This window comes from Rossellomorea sp. GCM10028870 (assembly GCF_042666755.1).
Taxonomy (GTDB): domain Bacteria; phylum Bacillota; class Bacilli; order Bacillales; family Bacillaceae_B; genus Rossellomorea.
The window spans coordinates 1,128,617-1,151,117 of record NZ_JBHTGN010000001.1; the positions used below are offsets into that span (position 1 = coordinate 1,128,617).

Here is a 22,501-nt window from a genome sequence, read left to right on the forward strand (position 1 = left end):
GATATTATTTTGTATTATTTGTTAATAACTCAATTTCTGTCGGATTGGTTAGTTACCATAACATTATTATAATAAAATATTTTTGGTTAATTTTTTCTTTGCGTGTTATTCAGTCAATATCAGAAATCGCGATTAACAGATGTTCTAAAAAAGTATGATATAAGAACATTCACTAATCCCAACCTCAATGTATTAAAATTAAAGTTTTGGTTACGATGATTATTAACAAAAGTCATACCGGGGGTGCTTTTCTTGGTGAAAAAAGAGTGTTCATGTGAACGCTGTAAGTGTAAGACGAAAAAAGAATGTGATTGTCCTTGCTGTTGCGAAAAATAATACAAGCCCCTGAACTCTTTCGAGCTTAGGGGCCAATTATTTTTACACTCGTATATTTACACTAACAATATCGTCAAAATATCGAACTGATTTCATCTCTTCATCAATCCATTCGGTTTGGTTCCATGTATGCTCGATAAACACTTCAGCTACCATTCGCTTCCTATCTCCACCCATAGTATGTGCATCCTTAAGTGCGATGACACTTTCGAATATATTGGCCATTAACTCAGCGATTCGTTTTGAATGATACGTTTGCATGTCGACGTCCCCTACTGCTACTTTTTCCAATAATTGTTCTAGTTTTGCTATCCCTTCTGTAACTGGGGTGCTAAACAACAGAAGCTCTTCCGGCAAATTGGATAACTCTTCTTTCATTTTCACCAAAAAGTATTCATGAGCGCGATGTTTATTCATTAACCTTAATACTTCAAGTCCCAAAATATTCGCTGTTCCTTCCCACACCGTCAATACCTGGGCATCCCTAAGTAAGCGAGGCAATACAAAATCTTCGATGTAGCCATTTCCTCCGTGCATTTCAATGGCTTCGTGGGAGAAATGAATCGCTTGTTCAGCTGATTCCTTTTTCAAAATCGCAATAAGTAATCTGTTTAGGACTGACTCTTCTTCTGTCGTCGGGATATCTTCTGATACAACGCGATCAAACAAATGAACGAGACGAAATACTGCACTCGTTTCTACCTCCTGCTTGGCTGCAAGACGAGACAATGATTCTTTGATCATCGGATATTGGGTCAATGGCTGACCGAATGCTTCACGGTAGAATGCATAATTTCTTGCTTCTAGATAGGCTCTTCTCATGATTCCAATCGAGGCAACGGCATTGCAGACGCGGGAAAGGTTCAATGCCTCCATCATATAATAAATGCCGCGATTCGGTTCTCCTACAAGATAGGCTTCAGCTCCATCGAATTCCACTTCTGCTGATGGGACCGCCCGGACACCCAGTTTATCTTTCAACCTTCTAATGTGAATGCCATTTAGTGAACCATCATCGTTCCTCCAAGGAACCGCAAACAGACTGAGTCCTTTCGTTCCATCGCCAGCACCATCGATACGGGCAAGCACCATGGTCACTCCGCACATCCCAGAGTTGGATGCAAAATATTTTTCACCAAAAAGCTTATAAGTATCCCCACCATGTTTGACGGCTTTTGTATCGTTGGCACCGACATCGGAACCCCCTTGACGTTCGGTTAAGAATGTAGCCCCCTCGTATAATTCAACTTCACCTGTTGAAAGGACATGAGGCAGGAATCTCTTTTTCACCTGATCGGATGCGTATTTTTCAAGGAGCAGGGCAGTAGCCATGGAAAGGGTCACAGGACAATAGAAACCAGGCTCTGTTTGTGATAATAGATAGCCTTGTGCATAAGAATATACATAGTTTCCTTTATGCCCGAGTGCAGGAATGTCCTTATGGATATAACCTACTATTCCCTTGTTATACGTTTGTTGCACCGTTTTCTTATATCCTTCATTCACCCAGATTTCAGAAATTTCTTCTCCCAATCGATTGTATTTGATCAGTCTTGGCTGCCCTTCACGGTCGGTGTGCATGGCCCGTTCATCAATTTCCCCCGCACATAATTCACCGAATTCGTCCAGCTCTGGATCAGCCCATTCGAGGAAATCTTTGTTCAGATAATGCTTCATGAGTTCCTTGAAATGAGGATCCTCCCGATAGAAGTTTTCAATTTTTTTCATGATTTCACCTCCTGTATTTCATCGCGCAATGCTTGTAGCATAACCTTCCCCGTCGAATTTCGTAAAAATAATCGTGAAAAATTCAATCTGATGTTTCCCCTGTCGCATTTAATTTTATGGCAAACTCATCCCTAAGTTCTTCCATCTCGGTTCTCATGGCTTCAAGCTCTTCAATAAACGTTGTCACCTCCTCGATTCGTTTGTTTCCATATTCAATCGTGCGTTCTAACTGCTTCCTTCCGGTTCGGTCCTGATCAAATAATTGGATCATTTCTTTGATTTCATCCAAGGTGAAGCCGAATCGTTTTCCCCTGAATATCAATTTCAATTTCGTGATATCACTCTTCGAATAGATTCTCCTTCCTGACTCGCTCCTTGAAGGTTGCAACAGATTTAGCTCCTCATAATACCTTATCGTGCGTGTCGTTACGTTAAATTCCTTTGCCAGCTGAGTTATCGTGTATGTCATAGTAATCATCTCTTTGTTAGAAAATTTTGATACTTCAAGTTTACCATTGACGTTAACGTAAAGTTCAACCTGTTTTAAAAAAGTTTTTGGTTCTTTGGGAGGGGTACCTTTATACATAATCATAATACTGTTTTCCATATACTAGTAATGAATATTGCAGAGGTGGTGAGTGAGACATGCAGAAGGTATTGTTATTTGCGGATATAGGGATCGACGATACCATCGCCTTGATCTATTCTTATTTGAGCGAAGAGATTGAACTGGTCGGGGTTGTTGCTGATTATGGAAATGTGCCAAGATCCCGTGCTGTGGCAAGTGTTCACTACCTTATGAACCAGTTGAACCTTATAGATCAGATTCCGATTATTGGCGGAGCAGAGGTTCCGATGACTGCAGAACAGCCTAAATTCTATCCTGAAATACATGGAGAATATGGACTTGGACCAATTAAGCCTGGTCTTTATGAAGGAATTATTGAAAATTTCTTTGAGATTATAAGATTGATAGAGAAATATGGGGATGAACTGATCATTGTAAATGTCGGAAGGTTGACATCCCTTGCGAATATGTTCATCTTATACCAGACTCTTATGAACAAAGTAAAAAAGATCTATCTTATGGGCGGAGCGTTCTGGGTACCCGGAAATGTAACGGCGGTATCTGAAGCAAACTTTCATTCCGATCCGATTGCAGTTAAGATTGTTTTGACATATGCGAAAAATCTTACCATCATCCCTTTAAACGTAACTGACCATGCCATTGTAACCCCTGAAATGGTTGATTACATCGAGTATAAAGGTCGATCGAAGCTTGTTAAGCCCCTGTTGGACTATTACTATGGTTTTTATAAGAAGAGAAATCCATTGATTAAAGGTAGCCCGGTACATGATGCTATCACCCTCATGTCGGCAGTCAATGATGACATGTTCACGTTTCGAAATCTACCCGTTCATGTAGTGACTTCAAGCACCGGCATCCACCGTGGACAAAGCATTGCTGATATCAGACCGTATATTCAGTTTGAAGAAACAGCCAAAAAGCATCGGATTGCCTTTTCGTTCGAGTATGAGATGTTCTTCGCACGATTTATGAATGTGATGACCGGGGAATCATTTGAGAGAAAAAAGGAATGATCTCTTCAGAAAGAGGTCATTCCTTTTAGGATTTATCAGGTGTTTACTTCAGGCAGTGCATATGATAACTTCTTCATTTCGTACACCCCCTACCAACTTACAATAAGGTAAATGGATTAAAGTCCTAATTCTTTTTTTATGGATTCCAATGTCTTTCCATTCCAAGAATCGGTAGGTGCTGGTGGATTCGTTGCGTCTTCGTTTTGCTGCAAATAGTTCTTCTCCACAAATCTCAAGTCTTTTTCATTCACTACTGTGTCAAAATTGATATCTGCCGCACGGTCATCAGTACCCCAGGCTTCCTGGATCGCAATAGCGTCATGGATGTCGATTACATGGTCTTGGTTTACATCCCCGCCTACTAAACTTATGCCGATTGTTTCTGATTTACCGTATAATGTCCCTTTGTATTCAAACCCAAATGCTTTATCTAATTTTGTAATAAAATGTCCTGGAACATTTACTTCAAATGTATAGGCATCATTACTTAACGGTAGAGGCTCAATTTCAAAACGTGCATTCCCATTAAACAAGTCGGAAGCATCAAGTTCATACCCAGAAGGATTTGTTACCTTAATTGAAGCCCCTACTTTTGCCCAGTCTCTGTATCCAGCAAAACCTCCACTTTCAACAAGATACCCTTCTGGTATCAAGTTTCCTTGAACACGGTTAAATCTAGGTTTTAGATTGTAGCGATTACCGGCACTGAGTAAGGTCTGCTCTTCATTGTTTGCATTAATGATCTTAGCTGTAGGTTTGATGTATCCAATGGGATAGAATAATTCGTCTTGGACTTTCACTTTTACATCTACCACTTCTGTTTGGTCAAATGCTTTATTTTCATCGAATTTCACTTTTACTTGATTTCCATCCACTTCAATAGATGCATAAGCCTCTACTTCATTTGTTAAGGCAGCTTCAACAAGATATACATGTTGTATTCCTGAATTATCAAACGACCAGGTCGCTTCTTTCACCCCATCAAGATTATCTAACACGAGTGAAGCAGTTAAAATATCTCCTGATCTCGCAGTTTCTACATTGTGTTTTGCATACGTAACAGGAGTACCTTCTTTCACGAAGAAGTATTCCTTCCATTTCGCCTGATTCCCAGCGTCGTCATAACCAATCAGATTAAATGAAAGGGATTTGGTTTTTTCGTTCATCTCTACTTCTTCATTCCATTTCCCATTCTCATCCATATAGATAGGACCGTTAGGGAATGGGGCTCCATAGGTGTAAACCGCGAAATTGGACGATTGATCGATGTCTATCCCTGCATATTGCATGGCCTCAACGTTAGAGTCTGTCACTTCCATTTCAAAAGGCACAGTCTTTTGTCCAGGCTTGTATTCGATGAAAGGAGATTCACTGTCGAGTGAACTTTTCACTTCAGGTGCTTCAATATCAATGAACAAATCATGGGTGATAGTCTTCTGTTTTCCAGTTGGTAAGGTTGAAACGAATTTCAGTTTGTAATGACCTGGTTCGGCAATACTCGTTTCGGATGCAACGGGATCCTTCTTATTTCCGGTGAATTTGTAGTAGTAACCGTTAAAGGCTTGTAAGAAATAATCACGGTTGTCTTCTGCTCCATTCAAATTCAGGGTTCCGATCAAGCCCAGGTCCTCTCCAGATTTACCATCTTGCAGGATGACATCCAACGTGTCAACTGGTGAGCTTAAATTGAATAACACCAATGCCGTCGTCGTTCTGTATTGATCATATGCATGATTATAATGTGATGGCGTAATTGCTGGTGTAAGTAAATCCAGTGAGTTGAATCCTTCCTCTGATTTTTTCACGCTGAAAGGAACCCGGTAGCTTTCACTAGAATCATTGCTGTTGGAAATGACTAAGTATCCTTCATAAATACCTTTTTTTGCTGTCTTCGGCATTGTAAGGAATACATTTGATTTCTTTGACTTCCCGGCATTGACCTTAATTGATTTGTCAAAATTGACCTGTACGCCGTTTTCTTTCAGACTATTGGTTCCTTCTTGAACATTTTCTACAATCTCTACGTTGTATGTTTTTTTCTCACTACTTTCGTTTGTAAATTCGAGTGCCTTTTTTACCCGAATGTGAGATCCCTCTGATACGATCTGGTTATCAAAGCTTAAGCCGCCGGTTTGTTCCTTGATTGTGATGAGGTTTTCTCCATTTGGAAGCAATGTTTCATCATTTACTTGGATTTTCGTTTGACTGCGAAGTGCTTGATAAGGATCTATTCTACCCGCCCCGACTTCAAACACACTGTAATCTTCGTTTAATGGATCAGCGGTATTCATAAGAATTGTTTTGATATCTGACGGTTCAAGGTCAGGATTCTCTCCCAGAAGTAATGCAGCCACACCAGCGGCAAAAGGGGACGCCATTGAAGTTCCATTCAATCTTGCATAAGCATATTTATAGTCTTCCGGATTCTCTGGATTCACCATATAGGAAGGGAAGGTAGATAGAACACTTACGCCCGGTGCTACGATTTCCGGTTTCATATCATAGTTTTTATTAACAGGACCTCTTGAACTGAAATCAGCTAACTTGTCCCCTTCTGAGAAAGATTCTTCTAAGTTGCTAAATGTGAAAGTGGTTGCTCCATTCAAGATTGCTTCCTTCAGCTCTTCCCCGGCTTTCTTGGTCATGGAGAAAGCAGGAATAAAGTGAGTAGATTCGCCTAGATTATAGCCGACGTGACCTTCCACATTGTTGTACATGATGACCGCTTCTGCCCCATTTTCTTTGGCAAACTTCACTTTGTCAATTAAAGCAAAATCTCCCCGTTGTACGAATGCTACCTTTCCGTCGACATCTTTATTTTCATAGTCTTGCACATTACCCAAGCCTACATCGACTAATTCAAGAGACTTATCTTCTAAACTGGCAAATTGGTGAGCAAATCCTCTTGCCATGCTGATGATATCCGTGGACCAACCATCTGATAGTTCTCCTGTAAAAGTGGTTTGTGAAACCGGTACATCACTTGCCCCAACGGTTAATGCCAGTGCTGCTGTACCAGGTGATCCAAGCGTGAAATCATTGGATCCTGAATTCCCTGCAGACACAACAGCGGTTACACCATTAAGAACTGCATAATTTAATGCCGTACTAGTCGGATAATATGGATCGTTTATGCTTGCTCCAAGAGATAGATTGATAACATCCATGCCATCTTCTACTGACTTTTCAATACCGGCGATAACTCCTTCTGACGATCCACTTCCGTATGGACCAAGTACACGATAAGCATATAAATCAGCATCTGGAGCAACTCCCTCTACAGACACTTCACTATCATTCTCATTTTGCCCTACAATAGTCCCTGATACATGTGTACCGTGTGAAGTGTAATAAGGAGTACCTACTTGACTAAATTCTGGTTGATTGGATTTCTTCCAATCCTCATAAGTTGCCTCCATTGGATCGCTATCATTATCGACAAAGTCATATCCACCTTTATAAACGTCCTTCAAATCAGGGTGATTGTAGTCCACACCTGTATCAAGAACCCCAACTTTTATTCCTTCACCTGTGATTCCTTCTTTGTGCAGTTTGTCTACATTTAAATAGTTAATGCTTTCCACAGATGTGGTGATGTTTTGATCAACATCAGCTGGTAGGACTTCTTTAACTGGATCTACTGTAAACGTTTGGTTTTTATATACGGCTTTAACGGATTTTGAGTGAAGGAGCTGTTCTACCTGATTGGCTGGTAGTTTGATAGCAACTCCGTTATAAGCCGTTTTATAGGTTTGTGTGATTTTTGGTAATGGCTTTTTTTCTTTTTTATTTGAGCTTGATAGGTGTTTTTCTACGTCTTCTTTAAACACTTTGTGCTCTTGATCTACTTTTGCTTTAGCATCTTCTTTCTTTAAGGTCTTTCCTTTTATTGCAGCTTCTAATACCGCTACATTAACAGGTTTTGAACGGAATTCAACGATGACTGCAATCTCTTCTTCAGAAGTCAGTTCGGTTTCATTGAATCCTTGAAGACCCTCTAAGTTATTTAATTCCAATTGTTTCAAAGCGCGTCTTTGTTCTTCTGTTAAGGAAGATAACATGTCTTCTGATTTCCAGTCCGTTGCATTTACGATTGGTGTTGAGAGGGTGTTGACCGGGGATAAAAGTAATCCAGTGGAAAGGGCAATTACTGCAGAGCGTTTAGCAATTGAGTTTGCATTCATTATTCCTACCTCTTTCTTTTCTCTGTTGATTTTTAGTAGTATTCGAAATAGTAGTACAATTCCATTTTAGTATTCTTTCAGTTCGGAAGCTATTGGGGTTTTGTGTGAGTCTTTTTAACTAATAATAATCACAATATATAATTATAAAGATCTATTTATCGTCGTTATTTTAAAGAAAAAGTGGTAAATACATAATTTTTAATTGGGGTTATGATAATATTGGGTGAATTGGAACGATTGCAAAAAGGGGATGAGATCATGCTTGAAGGTAAAATTATCAAGTTCTATCGCGAACATCAACAGGTCAAACAGAAGGATTTGGGAGAAGGGATTTGCTCTACTACCCATATCAGTAAAATAGAACGAGGACTTACTGAGGTCTCAAAGGAAACAATCCAATTATTAAGTGAACGATTAGGTATTGATATGGAAAAGGAATTAGAGAATTATAAGAGTATCGATTCCCTCCTGAAAGAATGGCACGAATCGATCATTAAGAAGCTGCAGACAAAAGCAGATTCCATAAAGACACGACTCGATGGGATTCATTTATTGCAAATCCAGGATTTCTATCGGACGTATACCTTGATTCTCGCTCGGTATCATTTATTTTCCGGGGAAAATCAGCTTGCCAAACGTCTCGTTGAGGAAATGGAGACGTGGTCAGGACTTAGTCCATATGAACATAATATGTTGCTGCATATAAAAGGCATTTATCTAATGAGGGTAAACCACGATTTCTTCAAAGCCATTTCAGTGCTTAAGGAAATTCGCCTGGATGACTATTCTAACCGCGAATGCTTTTACGATTTAGCGGTTGCCTATCATTCCATTCATTCAAATGTACTAGCGTACTTTTATGCAAATAAGGCATTGCAATTCTTTGTAGAGAAGCGCAGTTTCTCCAGGATGATCGAGTCAGAGATGCTGATGCTGCTTCAACTTGAACAATCCGATGATTCCAACGTGGAAAACAAAGAATACCAACGATTAATCGACATGGCTGAAGACTACGAACTCGAACACCAGAGGGCCCTTCTTCATCATAACTACGCCTATCACCAGCTCAGAAAAGGCGATTTCAAGTCAGCCGGCGAATACTACAAAAAATCCGTCAACACCCGTAAACCCCAAGACCCCAACTACCTTGGCTCACTTGAAGGATACATTAATGCCCTTACCAAAGAGGGACGGACCTCGAAAGATGAGTTACTGCAATACATAGAAGAAGGTTTAGCTTTGGCCCGAAAAGGTAACAACAATACGTTCTATCACTTCTTTACTTTACACAAATTGAATGTTAATGAAGACATAAAAGGGTATTATAAATATTTGGAAGAAAAAGCCTATCCCCACTTTCAGGAAATGGGCTACGTCCTCCCTATGGAGCATTACGGCGTATTACTGTTTGATTATTATATGGAAAAGGGAGATGAGGGGAAAGCAAACTTCTATGCCAAGGGCCTGATGGAGAAGTTCCGAAAGAATAATCAATTTGTATAATCCCATATAAAACGCAAAGGAAAGGCCTCTCCTTTGCGTTTTTAATTGTTTATTTTGTTGTTATTTGATTCAAGGAGGGTGCTTATTCCAAAGCAAGCCCCGCACATTCTACAACTTGTCTTGATCTACTAATTTCTTAAGAACATCTCTCAGCTCTTGGATAGTCGCATTCATTTGTTTCTGTTGTTTTCCGATTGTGAAGATCTCTATGCTACATGCGATGAATAAAAGGAAAAAAATAATATTGATAAGTTCCATCATTGGTGTTCCTCCTGGAAGAATCGTTCTCCGCCAGGTTACCATAATCAACCAAAAAACGCCACTGCAAATAATGATTCATTTTATTCCAGTAGTGACTTTGAATAAACAATCGGAGCCTCTATGCAATCCTTGGAATCATCGATGAGTTCAATTAAGGCAATTCCTGTTATTTTCCCTTCAATGGAGTCTCCTCTTTCTAAACAATGCTTGAAGCCCTGAGATAATTTTTCCGGTGAAAGCTTATTGGCTAAAGTGCAGTGTGGGATCCAGTTGTCAGGAAGATAGAGTGGATTAGCGGTTTCATTGAATTGGTGAAAGAAATCATGATGATCCGTATGAAAGTTAAGTAGTTCTCTTGTGATGGTCGGGGAGAAAAATAGAGTTCCGAAGTTTAGGAATGACCCTACGGTGTTGAGGGTGATATCGATTGGTTTTTTATGCTCATAATACTCCTCTAATGCGTTTATGTATGTTTGTTTATCTAATTCTTTATAACTCCCTATCGTAATGTGGGGCCGTGCATCGTTGATTTCTTCCTCATAGTAAGAAATATTTTTAACGGTCAGTTCCTTCCATATTTCTTGTATCAACTCTTCAGTCTTTTCATCGAATAGAGCGATTACCCAGTACATAGCTTAACCACCTTTACTGTTATACAGATTTGTTCATAAGCCCTTCTTCTTTATACTGTAACATAGTCTCTCTTTCAGTGTGTTTTTAAACTCTTATTTGCAAACGCTTAAATACTTGTTGAATCAATACCTGTGCCAAAATCCAAAGCCTTTTCACTTAAAATGATAAAAATCTTTGACATTGATAAGAAAATGATGTAAATTACCTTATGGACGAACATTTATAAAACAACCAAACTTTAATATTCGTGTTTAGGGGTGTAATAATGGAAAATGTGTTTGATTACGAAGATATTCAATTAATTCCTGCAAAATGCGTGGTGAATAGCCGCTCTGAATGTGATACAAGTGTGACACTGGGTGGACATACGTTCAAATTACCGGTTGTTCCTGCCAATATGCAAACCATTATTGATGAAAAAATCGCTGTATACTTAGCTGAAAATAATTATTTCTATATCATGCATCGCTTTGAGCCTGAAAAACGAATTTCATTTATTAAAGATATGAAGTCCCGTGGTTTGATTTCTTCTATTTCTGTAGGTGTTAAGGATGAAGAGTATGCATTTGTAGAGCAGTTAGCAGAAGAGAAGCTGACACCGGAATTTATTACAATCGATATTGCACATGGTCACTCCAATGCTGTAATCAGCATGATTCAACACATTAAAAAGCACGTACCAGAAAGCTTTGTGATTGCTGGGAACGTAGGTACTCCTGAAGCTGTCAGAGAATTGGAACATGCTGGTGCCGACGCCACAAAAGTGGGAATCGGACCAGGGAAAGTATGTATCACGAAAATCAAAACAGGCTTTGGTACAGGCGGCTGGCAGCTGGCTGCCCTTCGTTGGTGCGCAAAAGCCGCTACAAAACCAATCATCGCTGATGGGGGTATCCGTACCCACGGTGATATTGCAAAATCCATTCGTTTCGGTGCGTCCATGGTGATGATCGGCTCCCTATTCGCGGGTCATGAAGAGTCTCCAGGAGATACAATCGAAAAAGATGGCAAGCTATTCAAAGAATACTTTGGATCAGCTTCAGAGTTCCAAAAAGGCGAAAAGAAAAATGTTGAAGGTAAAAAAATGTTTGTTGAACATAAAGGATCGCTGGAACATACATTGGTCGAAATGGAACAAGATCTTCAATCCTCTATCTCCTATGCTGGCGGTACAAAGCTTGAAGCAATCCGGACAGTAGATTATGTAGTAGTGAAAAATTCAATTTTCAACGGAGACAAAGTATATTAATCTCTTATTAAACATGACTTGGGCCGGATACATTCGTATCCGGCTCTTTTTATTAGGGACGGACCTCTATATCTCAATACTATCCGGATTATCCAAGTTTTTGTCAATTGGAGGTCCGTGCTTCTTACATTCATTTAAGAAGTTATAGACACCGGGGGAATATAAGCTATAATTAGTTTTAATATTATCTTGGGAGGTGAGGTGACTGTGGTGAGATTTTTATTATTGATGGTGTTGTGCATGATGTTTGGGACAGTTCCCGTTCAACAACAGAATCAAAGCCCGACTTTGACAAGTATTGATGATGTGGCTACTATTTCTGACCATGTGCATTTAACCGATGCAGATATGATCCTCGACGTGGTCCCCTCCCTGGGCCAGAAACAAGATGGTATGACTTCTAACAAAGCTACAATCCTTCCTACATTACAATTCAGGTTGATCCCTTTATCAGGAAGTGTGTCTAATGCTGCTATCTTCCCAGATTCATTGGGCTTTCTTGAAGTTGTCATGTACCACTCAAATTACCTCTGATTCTTACATTCATAAATAACATTTGGTCATAAACTTTTTTTTCATTATAGTTAAGGGTCTATTTGTATTGCCCAATTATAAAAAATATTGATCATTGAAAACTAAATAAAATGAGGTGTATTCAAATGAGAAATTATGAATATCGTAAGGAATCCATTGCTTGTTACATCTTCTGTTCCCTTTTCATACTTAGTTTTGTCGGTACCATATTGGTATCTGCAGAAATGAGCGGAAATAGCATCATCTCATCCGTCCCTCGATTCTCTTGGGATATGATGATTAAGTGGAAAGACATTGTTGAAATATTCGACTTAAAGTAAGCTAAAGCAATGTTGCCTTTCAAATACTACTTCTATAATAAAGTGAGGAAATCAAAATGAACCTAGGCTTCGGTGAAATAGCGATAATCTTGTTCGTTGCACTCCTGTTCTTTGGACCAAGCAAACTTCCACAGCTCGGAAAAGCTGCCGGTATGTCTTTGAGAGAATTTAAACAGGCGGTAAGTGGATTGATGGAGGACGACAAAGACAAAGATCAAGGTGAGAAGAATATTACTCAAGATAAATAATTAACATATAGGGACGGACCTCTAAAAAGCCAAAATCCCCATTCATCGGCGTCTTTTAACTTTTAAAGGTCCGTCCCTGATCCCCAAAAAAACGCGAACCTACTATTTAGTAGGTTCGCGCAGTTGTTAAGTGAATTTGATGTGTTGCAGTGGTTTGATGGCTTGTGTAGACTGTGTTTCACCGTAAAATAGGATACTCGGTTCTACAACGATGGTTTCACCCGTTGCTGCAGACCACTTGTTTGTTGACGCAACTAGGAGCACATCTTGGTTCAAATAAGCTTCTGACAGTTTTCTCGTGTTTGAATGAACGAACGTTACAGTTTCTTGATGTTCATCTGATCCAATCGTAACAAAAGGTGTATCTCTCAATACGAATTCCTCTACTCCTGCATAGTATTTATGAAAAATTCCTTGTGTTGGAAGTTTAACGAAACTGGATGTTAATGTCTCACCGGTCTTGAAGAAAGCCTCCAAATCCAGCAACTCTTCAGTAAACGTCCTTCCCGAATTCTGCTGAATCTCTGCGTATACAGCCAGTACCGGCACTTCTGGAAGTGTTAACGCATATTGACGAAGAACAATCCCCTTCATCTTTTCATGCTCCTTGAATTCTGTTGTCAAACAAATCCCTGCCCACTGATGGCCATGTTGATCCAACTTTGTTACAGATCCTATTGCGGTCTTCTCTTTCAACATTGAATAGGAACTAACGGCTTGGAAAGAGTATCTGATACCTCCCCCCCATGGGTTCCACCACGCCCTTGGACCCGGGTTTGGATATTGATGATCCAAGGTTTCATTACCATCAATCGATAATGAATAGATACCAGGATAATATTCAGATGACGCTTTAAACGAAATGACGCCATTATCTACAGACCAGACATCCTCGTTCCCCTCAACCTTTACCTCCCTCTTACCCTTAACGAGTTGCAGAGATTCTACTTTTCCGAAATGACTTTGGGAATGGAATTCCCCAGCTACCCATTTCACTCCTGGTGATGCATGTTCAATCCCAAGATTCAAACGTGTTACTGACTCTGCTTTACTCACTTCTTTCACAAATGTTTCATTTTCTGATTGAATGGTAAATTTACCATGAATATAAGGGGTCAGCATGGAACTGAAAAAATAATCTACCCTTTCACCAACAGACGAAATAACCTCCCCACCGGCTTTTTCTAGAGTATACAAAGGTAGCTCTTTCGTTGCTTCTTCATATCCACCCACCAATTCCCGCCACTTAGACCAGTGGTTAGACGTGTTGATTCCGACCTGGATCGGACCTAAACACATTTCCTCCCGGGGTTGAATCCGGTCGATTTCATATTCCAGAGCCATTCGCCAATCATCTTTTCTTCCAAGGGCTGCTTTCGGCCAAGCAAGCCCGATTGTATCTCCCAAGGAAGAACTTGTGAAAATCCATCGTTCAGTCAAATCCTTGTCTCGAATGTATTCCATAAATGGAACAAGTGACTCATTCCCGACTAAGACTCCATTCCTTTGTGGGATAGCCATTCCTTCAAAGCTTATAAAAACAGGCTGAATGAGGGAAAGATGCTTCCTTTCTTCTCCTCCGGTATTCACCACTTCATGCTTGATTTCCACTAAGCCATCACCGTAAATAGTAAAATACGTATTCAGAAGCATAGACGAAAAGGCATCGGATTCTAAAGTCGTTTTGATCACAAATGCTTCAGGAAGCTCAATATACTCCACAGAGGATGCTTCTTTCTTGGAAAATTCTTCACTGTATGGTTTTCCAAATTTAGGTGTGAAGAACGTTATCGGATCTTGGGTTGAACTCCTAGACCCAATTTTAACGATATGGTTCCGTTTTTCAATCTCAACATAATGTGGGCCATTGAACCCTGACCAATGCTCGTCTGTTTCTCCACCAAATTTCGCCCCAAAACCTGGTAGAGCCAATGACAACCGAGTGGCAAAAGCAGTCACTTCCCCGTTTTTCTGTTCAACCTCTACATTTATTTCTTCTGACAAAAAGCCATTCTTCAAAAGCTGGACCGGAATTGGTATCGAAACTCTCTTATTCCCTTCGATTTTTGCCATCACTTTTGATGTTTCCCAATCCAATACCTTATTTACAGGCAGTTTGATCGTCCAGGTAGTTTCTTCTTTTAATTGGCTTTCTAAGTCGAGATAGAGCATTCCTTTTCCATGGGGTTTCCAATTCTTCTTTACCGTTCTTAACTGAAGCTTCCCCGCTTGTTTAGGAAATATCCCTAGGGTAAGAGGGACTGATTGACCGTCAAATTCAACTGTCACCCCAACAGTCGGGTGCTTCTTCCAAGGACTTGGTTGCCTGGTTGGCATAGTGAGCATTATAGGGAATTGCCCCATCCAATTCTTTTTCACTAAAACGCTCTTATGGAATTCATGCTGTACATGTGAAGATGATACTCCTCTTAGGGAGATTTCAACCGGGTTCTCTTTGCGATTTTCTATATGATACGTCACATAGTGTTCTTTTTTCTCGAGCATCTTGAAGTCAGGAAGCTTCATTTCTAATAATAAATCCTGTGTTTCGATTAAACGAATGCCTCGCCCGGTTCGTTCAAATTGAATACGGACGAACTCATCACCCGCTTCCCATCTGTATTCATAATACGTATGGTCTTTATCTTTCAGGCCGTCTGGTTTGATTTCAATCAGGCGCTGACTGGTTGTATACCAATCATGCTTCTCAAAAAACGACTTCAGCCAGTCAATTTGGAGCACCATCGGGATAAAATTCATCAGATGAACAGTGTCATCGCGATCTTCCCAGAAGAATCCGCATTTTTTATATAGGGGTACGGCTTTTGTATTACCCGCCCACGTAAATAGATCAAGTCTTGGCCATTTTAATTCAACAGTTTTTTCTACTGCTTTCAATACGAGTTGTTTACCGATCTTCAAGCCTTGATAATTGGGGTGCACGTTCAGAAGAGGGATGTAAAGGGCACCTTCATCCTCTCGATATTCAGATAATCCGCAGTAACCGGCCACCTCATCTCCCACCATCGCTATAAATAAATGGAGATTCGTGGAGTTAGCTTCTTTGTCTTTCACGTCTTGTTCCGTTGTGACAACGGAATCCCCACCCCAGTTTTCACGGCTTTCATTCCACATTTTTGCGATCCCTTTTGCTAAACCTTCATGATATTCTACGATTTTCACTTGCTCAAGCGTCGTCTTCATAATGTCCTCCTACGCTAGGTTTTAATATATTTAACCTCATCCTCAGTGATTTTTTGCATTGCATCGACGATTTTAATCATCGTCATCGCCCCCTTTCATTTAGATGGAAAGATTTTCTTCCTCATCCACAGTTTAAGATTTTATGCTGAGTAAGTAAAGATTATTCTAACTAAAAGAAAAATTTCATTTCCTTATGTAATTGTAAGTTAAATGGAAAATGCAGAATAATTTCAGCTAGACTAGACAACCTATAAGATAAAAAGAAGGTTATTGTATTGAAAATGAAACTGTATGTGTCAATCGTGCTTTGCATGAATTTTATTGCCAACACGGCAATACTTGACGTGAAACCCGTACACGCTCAACAAGAGATTCCCTCCTATGCTAAATGGGGAAGTCTGGCAGTGAAAAAGACGAAAGAGAAATATCCTGATGCTGCGATCGTCGACTATCTTCATATTGGGAAGGAAAACGGATCAAAGGTATCAACCGAGAAGTTTAAGCTATGGTTAAAACGAGGCGGTAAAGAATTTGGTGTGTTTGTGGACATTCAGTTTGAAACGGATACGGAGAAACTGATTGATATCAAGTTTAGGGAAACAGATCGATAAATAATAGGTTTTGAACATTAAAAGAGATCAAAGGATTCAATCCTTTGATCTCTTTTAAATTTACAGCTTCACTCTCTGCAATCTCAGGGCATTCAATACAACCGACACTGAACTAAATGCCATTGCAGCTCCGGCAAGCCATGGTGCTAAGAATCCCATTGCGGCAATGGGGATGCCCAGTGAGTTATAAGCCAGCGCCCAGAACAAGTTTTGTTTAATATTACGAATGGTTTTCTTACTCATGAAGATAGCATCGGCGATACTGTTCAAGTCGCCACGGATTAGTGTGATATCGGCAGCTTCCATGGCAACGTCTGTACCTGTACCGATCGCCATTCCGATATCCGCCATGGCAAGTGCAGGAGCATCATTAATTCCATCCCCTACCATTGCGACATTCTTTCCTTCCTTCTGCAGTTTTTGAACTTCCCTTGCTTTTCCTTCAGGTAATACTTCCGCAATTACATACTGAATTCCAGCTTTCTTTGCAATTGCTTCAGCGGTTCGCTGATTGTCACCAGTAATCATTATGACTTCTAACTCCATATCCTTTAACCGTTGAATGGCTAGTTTCGAAGTATCTTTTATAGTGTCCGCTACCGCGACAAGGCCCGCATAGTTCCCATTAATAGCAACGAGCATAACCGTCTTCCCTTCTGTTTCAAGAGCTTGTTTTGTTTCTAATACGTAATCGGTGTGAACACCCTCTTGTTCCATCAATTTTGTGGTACCGATGACCACCTCTGTACCTTCTACTTTAGCTTTTACACCATAGCCTGGTATGGCATCAAAATCTTCACTACCTAATAAAGTAATCCCTTTTTCTTTAATGCCTTTAACAATTGAAACAGCAAGTGGATGCTCAGAAGACCGTTCCACCGCTCCAACCAAAGCTAGAAAATCCTCTTCATTAAAACCAGTCTCCACTTTTACATCTGTTAAAACCGGTTCACCATTTGTAACAGTACCCGTTTTGTCGAGTATAACGGTTGTAATTCCATGAGTGGATTCCAAATGTTCTCCGCCTTTAAAGAGGATCCCGAATTCAGCTGAACGCCCGGAACCTGCCATTATCGAAGTCGGGGTCGCTAATCCAAGGGCACATGGACAGGCAATCACAAGTACGGCAATAAGTTTTTCAAGTGCTTCTGCAAAATTACCTGGTTCAACCCAAATGTACCAGACAAGAAATGTAAGGACTGCAATTCCTACAACAATAGGGACAAATATTCCCGATATTGTATCCGCTAACCGTTGAATAGGAGCCTTGGAACCTTGAGCATCCTCCACCACTTTGATAATTTGTGCCAGAGCTGTATCCCTACCTACCTTTGTAGCTTTCATTTTAAGGAATCCGTTTTTATTCATTGTGGCACCGATTAATGTATCACCTATGGATTTATCCACCGGAACGCTTTCTCCTGTAATCATCGATTCATCAAGTGCTGAACGACCTTCGATGACTTCTCCATCTACAGGAACTTTTTCACCTGGTTTGATGAATACAATATCTCCAACTACAACGTCTTCTAAAGGAATTTCGACTTCATTCCCGCCTCTTTCCACCGTTGCTGTTTTCGCTTGAAGGCCCATAAGCTTCTTTATGGCTTCAGAAGAACGACCTTTCGCCTTGGCTTCAAACAATTTTCCGAGAATAATGAGTGTGATTAAAATGGCACTTGTTTCAAAATATAACTCAACCATATGCATTCCGGATCCAATGGACTGATAAGCAAGGAACACACTGTAAAAGTAAGCAGCAGATGTACCAAGTGCAACCAATACATCCATATTGGCACTATTGTTCTTTAATGCTTTATAAGCCCCTGTATAAAACTGTTTCCCGATAATAAATTGTACAGGTGTTGCTAAAGCCATTTGCATCCAAGGGTTCATTAAGATATCCGGTAATGGAATGAATGATGTAAATTCAAAATGACTGACCATTGACCACAATAGGGGCAAAGATAACAATAGTGACCATATGAACTTACGTTTTTGCTTCTGAATCTCTTGAAGTTTATGATCGGTTTGTTCTTCTTGATTTTCATCATTTTTCACTGTTGCACCGTAGCCAATTGAATCAACCTTTTTAATGATTTGATCTGTAGTGATAGTCCCGGGGGCATACTCAATGGTTGCTTTTTCTAAGGCTAAATTAACCGTTGCATGCTGTATACCATCTTGCTTATTCAATACTTTCTCGATTCTTGCAGAACAAGCAGCGCAGGTCATCCCGGTAATATCAAACTCGGTTTTTTCAAGTTGTATGTCATAACCTAAATCCCGAATTCTTTTTTGAAGGTCACTTGGTTTCACTTCTTCTGGATTGTATTTTACCGCTGCTCTCTCCATCGCGAAGTTAACCGATGCGTTTTCTACACCGTCCATTTTATTTAATCCTTTTTCGATTCGATTCGCACAAGCAGCGCAAGTCATTCCTGTTATATCTATACTGGTTTCTTTATGCTGAGCCATTTATCAACCCTCCATACCTATACGGGGTATGCTTTTCTGTAAAAGAAAACCGTGCTGAGAAAGCACAGTATTTTTACACGACATCATATCCCTGATCATCGATTGTTTCTTTAATTTCATTAAGTTTTACTTGTGAATCATCGAATTCAACTTCTACTTTCTTTTCTTCCAAACTTACTTGCACCGATTTCACACCGTCTAATTTAGCAACACTTCCTTCAATTACTTTAACGCAATGTCCGCAAGACATACCTTCCACTGTTAACGTTTCTTTTTGCATCTGTAACCTCTCCTTTATTTTTTCATAAGTTTTTGGATTGTAATCATAAATTCATCTAATACTTCTGTGTCACCTTCTTGAATTCGGTCGAGAACACATGTCTTCATATGACCTTCTAATAGGATTTTGGCTACGCTGTTAAGGGCAGATTGAGTGGCGGAGATTTGCGTAATAACGTCATCACAATACGTATCGCGCTCAATCAAGCCTTTAATTCCTCTTATTTGACCTTCAATACGATTTAATCGCGTCACAAGGTTTTTCTTAACATTATCAGAGTGATGACTCTTCCGAAATCCTTCGTATGAGCATGTAGCATGCTCCATCACACGCTCTTCTTCTTGAATCACGGATGGGTTAATTTCAGAATCTTTTTCATTCTTTTCAGCGGTCATCTTCCCACCTCCTTACCCACAATATACTATACCCCATTATGGTATGTAAAGGAATATGATTTGATACTTTATTATTGATTTATTCTAGAGGCAACACCCTATCGGAATCCTTCATAACACTGAAAATTCTTCTACACCATGACGTATATATGCTCATAACTATAGAAAACCTCCCGATGTTGAATGCGCTTTAGCTTATAGGTTAAAGTTGGAGAATTCCAGTCTGAAGAGAGAGAGCCAAGAATTTTCACCAAATAAAAAAGCGCGTATCCTCAATGGAATCGACGCCTTTCGTATCTAAATATTATAAATGTTTGTTGATCTCATCTGTTGGGGTCTAGGTATTTATTTCCGTAGAAGCTGTTGCGACACCAATAATGGTGCCCTCTTCGTTTAATAAGGGGTGGGCATACACCTGATAGGATACTGTTCCTGTAGTTAACGAAATCGAGATTACTCGATTGATGGGAGACTTCTTGTCCAGAACCTCCTGTTTCAACCTCATTAATGACCGATTTCCTTCATTATCATTTAGCTCAACGTCTGTTTTTCCTATATGTTCATCTGGAATTAAATCAGGAGTATTGAAGATCCAGGTATAGCGTAATTGAGTATCACAATGAGCGAGCACGACAGGGGCATTCTTTAAGGCAATCGAGAACGGATTTTCCTCAAGATTAAAGCTGGATGCGTGAAAGTCCAACACTTCTCCCAGTTTGACGGTGACCTCACTGCTCGGTTTACGGATCCCGTTCTCGATTTGAGCATAGTAGGATCTTTCAATAAAAGCTTTCGAAGCCACTTCCTGTTGGGTCATCTTCTTCCTTTTTCTTAACTTAATAAGCCAAGTTCTTTTATTCAATCCTCAATACCCCTTTCTGAACCTTAATGGCAGAAAAGCAATGGTTAAACTCTATTAGAGGGTGGCTAAACAGAAACATTCCCAAATGGTTTTATTCGATATAATAGAATGGTAGGAAAGTATTAAAATGACCTACGCTTTTATCTTCATCATGTTGTGAATCTTCTTATTCGTAAAGTGACCTCTTCATAAGAAATCTATACGTCCTCATTTAGTATCATTGCCTATGTACTCCTTATTAAAAAGCATAACATAATATCCAGCGTTTCCTCTATCATTTTCCAAATATATTTACATAATCGTGAAACTCGCAGGTTTGATCATTAGTAGGAGGTTATTATATGTCGATGAACGCAATTCATGACGAAAACAAGTATCTTGAATTCATTAACAACATAGTGGATGAAAAGGCGAAGTTGATTCAAGAAAGAACGAACGAAGACACTTCTTACCCGAATATTGTAAATGTATCTTTGCGGAAATGGAGAGGAGAAATGATTGAGCTCTTGGCCCAGTCTCTGCGTTCTCATGATATTCAAAGATCACTTGAGAGCTGGGCATGTTCATCTGGTACATTATTTAAGCAGTTAGATCTATCCCTTGAGGTAGCGATAGAAGATCTTCACCATTTTCGGGATGAGATCGGGAAAATGATTAAAACAGACGCCATTAAGAGCGAGCTGTCAATTGAATCCTTTTATGAACTTCTTTCTGTTTTTCATTCTGGTGTAGATCGAGCCATATACCGCCTTACGACTGCCTATTCTCACCCCCTTTCTGAAACAATTAGTTCCGAGCTATCGATCCCGATTGTGAAGATGACTGATACGATTGCCATTTTGCCGCTTATAGGAGATATCAACTCAGACCGTGCTAAGGATTTAATGGAAAGATCTCTTTCACAAGGATCGGCATTGGGGCTGAGCTATCTAATTATTGATTTATCAGGAGTATCGGTTGTGGATACAATGGTTGCAGACCAACTCTTCAAAGTGGTAGCGGCACTCAAATTAGCAGGAATTCAAGCCATCTTAACAGGCATCAGACCTGAAATTGCTCAAACAATGGTCAACCTGGGTATCGTCATTAAGCATATTCCGACGTTCGCCAGTCTTCATACGGCGCTTATACATTTACAAAAGACAAAAAGCATCCTGTTGATTTAGGATGCTTTTATTATGGATAATGTTTTTTTCGAGATGGAACGAGATGACATTTAATAACTAAAAAGGATAACGTATTTGGCCTGACATTGCTTTTTTTACAAATCAGGTTTAGTTAAATAATCATATAGAAGCTTCCCGATTTCCGCAATTGTGTCCCGAGCAGATTCGTTTTCTCCAAGTTCGTCAATTAATACAGCTATGTAGGCAGTTTTTTCTTCACACCGAACAATGGCACAATCATGTTCAACACCAGGTAACTCACCTGTTTTGTTTGCTATATAGACTTTATCCTTATCCATTTTCGCAGGGAGCTTGGTATCAAGTTGCTGCTGATGCAATATATATAGCATTTTTTCCCGGCTTTGCTCACTGAATATTTGCCCCTGATCCAGTATACGTAAGCAAGTGATGATATCAGAAGCAGAGGTGACGTTGTCATAGCCTTGTTTCATTGCTTGAAAATCCATCAGTTTCCGACTAAGCTTAGTGTGTTTTAATGCTATAGAGTTACAAAGGCTATTTATTGCATCTGACCCAAGACGGTCGATAATGAGATTCGTCGCGGTGTTATCCGACACAATGATCATGAGCGTGAGGAGATCTTCTACCGTCAAAGAAATATTTTCGGAGAGTGTTTTCAACACTCCTGCCCCTCCCACTCTCTCCTCTTTAGGGACCATTACCGTATCATTTAAATCGATTTTACCTTGCTCTGCCTGCCGAAAGCCTTCAAGTAAGATCGGAACCTTGATTAAGCTTGCAGCAGAATAAGGAGTTTCATTATTGATTTGGATGGAGTATGATGGAAGGTCAATGACTACGCTGACCCTGCCCCTGCCCATATTTTTATCTATAGCGCACAGAATTCTTTCCTCTAATAATTTCTCATTCATCCACTATTCATCCT

19 protein-coding genes are annotated in these 22,501 nt (G+C 39.8%); 8 read left to right on the plus strand and 11 right to left on the minus strand.

Annotation, left to right across the window (positions count from 1 at the left end):
* Nucleotides 1-378: 378 nt before the first annotated feature.
* The gene (locus tag ACFQWC_RS05945; RefSeq protein ID WP_299736962.1) at nucleotides 379-2,064 is read right to left on the minus strand and encodes an acyl-CoA dehydrogenase family protein; all 1,686 of its coding nucleotides are present in this window, start codon (nucleotides 2,062-2,064) and stop codon (nucleotides 379-381) included.
* Nucleotides 2,065-2,146: 82 nt separating this feature from the next.
* A complete protein-coding gene (locus tag ACFQWC_RS05950) occupies nucleotides 2,147-2,533 on the minus strand; it encodes a MerR family transcriptional regulator (protein WP_299736960.1) in 387 nt (128 codons plus the stop codon).
* A 176-nt stretch (nucleotides 2,534-2,709) separates the two neighbouring features.
* On the opposite strand from ACFQWC_RS05950, the gene ACFQWC_RS05955 reads away from it, so the two are divergent.
* The gene (locus ACFQWC_RS05955; protein ID WP_299736958.1) at nucleotides 2,710-3,666 is read left to right on the plus strand and encodes a nucleoside hydrolase; all 957 of its coding nucleotides are present in this window, start codon (nucleotides 2,710-2,712) and stop codon (nucleotides 3,664-3,666) included.
* A 116-nt stretch (nucleotides 3,667-3,782) separates the two neighbouring features.
* On the opposite strand, the gene ACFQWC_RS05960 is transcribed toward ACFQWC_RS05955, so the two are convergent.
* On the minus strand, nucleotides 3,783-7,850 hold the full coding sequence (locus ACFQWC_RS05960) for a S8 family serine peptidase (RefSeq protein ID WP_377106464.1): 4,068 nt from the start codon (nucleotides 7,848-7,850) through the stop codon (nucleotides 3,783-3,785).
* Nucleotides 7,851-8,108: 258 nt separating this feature from the next.
* Here ACFQWC_RS05960 and ACFQWC_RS05965 point away from each other — a divergent pair, with 258 nt between their 5' ends.
* A complete protein-coding gene (locus tag ACFQWC_RS05965; protein ID WP_341356387.1) occupies nucleotides 8,109-9,353 on the plus strand; it encodes a helix-turn-helix domain-containing protein in 1,245 nt (414 codons plus the stop codon).
* Between the two features lie 108 nt (nucleotides 9,354-9,461).
* Here the strand turns inward: ACFQWC_RS05965 and ACFQWC_RS05970 are convergent, their stop codons facing one another.
* Both ACFQWC_RS05970 and ACFQWC_RS05975 read right to left on the minus strand, forming a co-directional pair.
* A complete protein-coding gene (locus ACFQWC_RS05970) occupies nucleotides 9,462-9,614 on the minus strand; it encodes a hypothetical protein (protein WP_299736952.1) in 153 nt (50 codons plus the stop codon).
* An 80-nt stretch (nucleotides 9,615-9,694) separates the two neighbouring features.
* Nucleotides 9,695-10,246 carry a 2'-5' RNA ligase family protein gene (locus tag ACFQWC_RS05975; RefSeq protein WP_299736950.1) on the minus strand — a complete coding sequence of 184 codons (552 nt, stop codon included), beginning with the start codon at nucleotides 10,244-10,246 and terminating at the stop codon, nucleotides 9,695-9,697.
* 266 nt (nucleotides 10,247-10,512) lie between these two features.
* Here ACFQWC_RS05975 and guaC point away from each other — a divergent pair, with 266 nt between their 5' ends.
* The 4 genes from guaC to ACFQWC_RS05995 all read left to right on the plus strand — a co-directional run bounded on the left by guaC (nucleotide 10,513) and on the right by ACFQWC_RS05995 (nucleotide 12,598).
* A complete protein-coding gene (guaC, locus tag ACFQWC_RS05980; RefSeq protein WP_299736948.1) occupies nucleotides 10,513-11,496 on the plus strand; it encodes a GMP reductase in 984 nt (327 codons plus the stop codon).
* 243 nt (nucleotides 11,497-11,739) lie between these two features.
* Nucleotides 11,740-12,030 carry a hypothetical protein gene (locus tag ACFQWC_RS05985; RefSeq protein WP_377106467.1) on the plus strand — a complete coding sequence of 97 codons (291 nt, stop codon included), beginning with the start codon at nucleotides 11,740-11,742 and terminating at the stop codon, nucleotides 12,028-12,030.
* Between the two features lie 125 nt (nucleotides 12,031-12,155).
* Nucleotides 12,156-12,350 (plus strand): hypothetical protein, encoded by a 195-nt coding sequence (locus tag ACFQWC_RS05990; protein WP_299736944.1) that lies wholly within the window; start codon nucleotides 12,156-12,158, stop codon nucleotides 12,348-12,350.
* Nucleotides 12,351-12,406: 56 nt separating this feature from the next.
* The gene (locus tag ACFQWC_RS05995) at nucleotides 12,407-12,598 is read left to right on the plus strand and encodes a twin-arginine translocase TatA/TatE family subunit (RefSeq protein ID WP_299736943.1); all 192 of its coding nucleotides are present in this window, start codon (nucleotides 12,407-12,409) and stop codon (nucleotides 12,596-12,598) included.
* Nucleotides 12,599-12,724: 126 nt separating this feature from the next.
* Here the strand turns inward: ACFQWC_RS05995 and ACFQWC_RS06000 are convergent, their stop codons facing one another.
* Nucleotides 12,725-15,802, minus strand: coding sequence for a GNAT family N-acetyltransferase (locus ACFQWC_RS06000; protein ID WP_377106470.1), 3,078 nt, complete (start codon nucleotides 15,800-15,802; stop codon nucleotides 12,725-12,727).
* A gap of 281 nt (nucleotides 15,803-16,083) precedes the next feature.
* Between ACFQWC_RS06000 and ACFQWC_RS06005 the strand changes: the two genes are divergently transcribed.
* Nucleotides 16,084-16,413 carry a DUF3889 domain-containing protein gene (locus tag ACFQWC_RS06005; protein WP_377107252.1) on the plus strand — a complete coding sequence of 110 codons (330 nt, stop codon included), beginning with the start codon at nucleotides 16,084-16,086 and terminating at the stop codon, nucleotides 16,411-16,413.
* 60 nt (nucleotides 16,414-16,473) lie between these two features.
* Here ACFQWC_RS06005 and ACFQWC_RS06010 read toward each other — a convergent pair whose 3' ends face one another.
* The 4 genes from ACFQWC_RS06010 to ACFQWC_RS06025 all read right to left on the minus strand — a co-directional run bounded on the left by ACFQWC_RS06010 (nucleotide 16,474) and on the right by ACFQWC_RS06025 (nucleotide 20,428).
* Nucleotides 16,474-18,891: a heavy metal translocating P-type ATPase gene (locus tag ACFQWC_RS06010; protein ID WP_377106472.1), complete on the minus strand. Its 2,418-nt coding sequence runs from the start codon at nucleotides 18,889-18,891 to the stop codon at nucleotides 16,474-16,476.
* A 73-nt stretch (nucleotides 18,892-18,964) separates the two neighbouring features.
* A complete protein-coding gene (copZ, locus tag ACFQWC_RS06015; RefSeq protein WP_377106474.1) occupies nucleotides 18,965-19,171 on the minus strand; it encodes a copper chaperone CopZ in 207 nt (68 codons plus the stop codon).
* Between the two features lie 14 nt (nucleotides 19,172-19,185).
* Entirely contained in the window at nucleotides 19,186-19,497 is a 312-nt protein-coding gene (locus tag ACFQWC_RS06020; protein WP_299739534.1) for a metal-sensitive transcriptional regulator, read from the minus strand.
* Between the two features lie 406 nt (nucleotides 19,498-19,903).
* Nucleotides 19,904-20,428 carry a helix-turn-helix domain-containing protein gene (locus tag ACFQWC_RS06025; protein WP_299736936.1) on the minus strand — a complete coding sequence of 175 codons (525 nt, stop codon included), beginning with the start codon at nucleotides 20,426-20,428 and terminating at the stop codon, nucleotides 19,904-19,906.
* A gap of 341 nt (nucleotides 20,429-20,769) precedes the next feature.
* On the opposite strand from ACFQWC_RS06025, the gene ACFQWC_RS06030 reads away from it, so the two are divergent.
* Nucleotides 20,770-21,594, plus strand: coding sequence for an STAS domain-containing protein (locus tag ACFQWC_RS06030; RefSeq protein WP_377106476.1), 825 nt, complete (start codon nucleotides 20,770-20,772; stop codon nucleotides 21,592-21,594).
* A gap of 95 nt (nucleotides 21,595-21,689) precedes the next feature.
* On the opposite strand, the gene ACFQWC_RS06035 is transcribed toward ACFQWC_RS06030, so the two are convergent.
* Nucleotides 21,690-22,487 (minus strand): serine hydrolase, encoded by a 798-nt coding sequence (locus tag ACFQWC_RS06035; protein WP_377106478.1) that lies wholly within the window; start codon nucleotides 22,485-22,487, stop codon nucleotides 21,690-21,692.
* Nucleotides 22,488-22,501: the final 14 nt, after the last annotated feature.

Bases quoted from the DNA above. Each gene is read 5' to 3' on its own strand.
- ACFQWC_RS06000 (WP_377106470.1), bottom strand. From the start codon at position 15,802: ATGAAGACGACGCTTGAGCAAGTGAAAATCGTAGAATATCATGAAGGT.
- ACFQWC_RS05995 (WP_299736943.1), top strand. From the start codon at position 12,407: ATGAACCTAGGCTTCGGTGAAATAGCGATAATCTTGTTCGTTGCACTC.
- ACFQWC_RS05950 (WP_299736960.1), bottom strand. From the start codon at position 2,533: ATGACATACACGATAACTCAGCTGGCAAAGGAATTTAACGTAACGACA.
- ACFQWC_RS06005 (WP_377107252.1), top strand. From the start codon at position 16,084: ATGAAACTGTATGTGTCAATCGTGCTTTGCATGAATTTTATTGCCAAC.
- ACFQWC_RS05945 (WP_299736962.1), bottom strand. From the start codon at position 2,064: ATGAAAAAAATTGAAAACTTCTATCGGGAGGATCCTCATTTCAAGGAA.
- ACFQWC_RS05970 (WP_299736952.1), bottom strand. From the start codon at position 9,614: ATGATGGAACTTATCAATATTATTTTTTTCCTTTTATTCATCGCATGT.
- ACFQWC_RS06030 (WP_377106476.1), top strand. From the start codon at position 20,770: ATGTCGATGAACGCAATTCATGACGAAAACAAGTATCTTGAATTCATT.
- copZ (WP_377106474.1), bottom strand. From the start codon at position 19,171: ATGCAAAAAGAAACGTTAACAGTGGAAGGTATGTCTTGCGGACATTGC.
- ACFQWC_RS05985 (WP_377106467.1), top strand. From the start codon at position 11,740: ATGTTTGGGACAGTTCCCGTTCAACAACAGAATCAAAGCCCGACTTTG.
- ACFQWC_RS05960 (WP_377106464.1), bottom strand. From the start codon at position 7,850: ATGAATGCAAACTCAATTGCTAAACGCTCTGCAGTAATTGCCCTTTCC.
- ACFQWC_RS05975 (WP_299736950.1), bottom strand. From the start codon at position 10,246: ATGTACTGGGTAATCGCTCTATTCGATGAAAAGACTGAAGAGTTGATA.
- ACFQWC_RS05990 (WP_299736944.1), top strand. From the start codon at position 12,156: ATGAGAAATTATGAATATCGTAAGGAATCCATTGCTTGTTACATCTTC.
- ACFQWC_RS05965 (WP_341356387.1), top strand. From the start codon at position 8,109: ATGCTTGAAGGTAAAATTATCAAGTTCTATCGCGAACATCAACAGGTC.
- ACFQWC_RS05955 (WP_299736958.1), top strand. From the start codon at position 2,710: ATGCAGAAGGTATTGTTATTTGCGGATATAGGGATCGACGATACCATC.
- ACFQWC_RS06020 (WP_299739534.1), bottom strand. From the start codon at position 19,497: ATGGAGCATGCTACATGCTCATACGAAGGATTTCGGAAGAGTCATCAC.
- ACFQWC_RS06010 (WP_377106472.1), bottom strand. From the start codon at position 18,891: ATGGCTCAGCATAAAGAAACCAGTATAGATATAACAGGAATGACTTGC.
- ACFQWC_RS06035 (WP_377106478.1), bottom strand. From the start codon at position 22,487: ATGAATGAGAAATTATTAGAGGAAAGAATTCTGTGCGCTATAGATAAA.
- guaC (WP_299736948.1), top strand. From the start codon at position 10,513: ATGGAAAATGTGTTTGATTACGAAGATATTCAATTAATTCCTGCAAAA.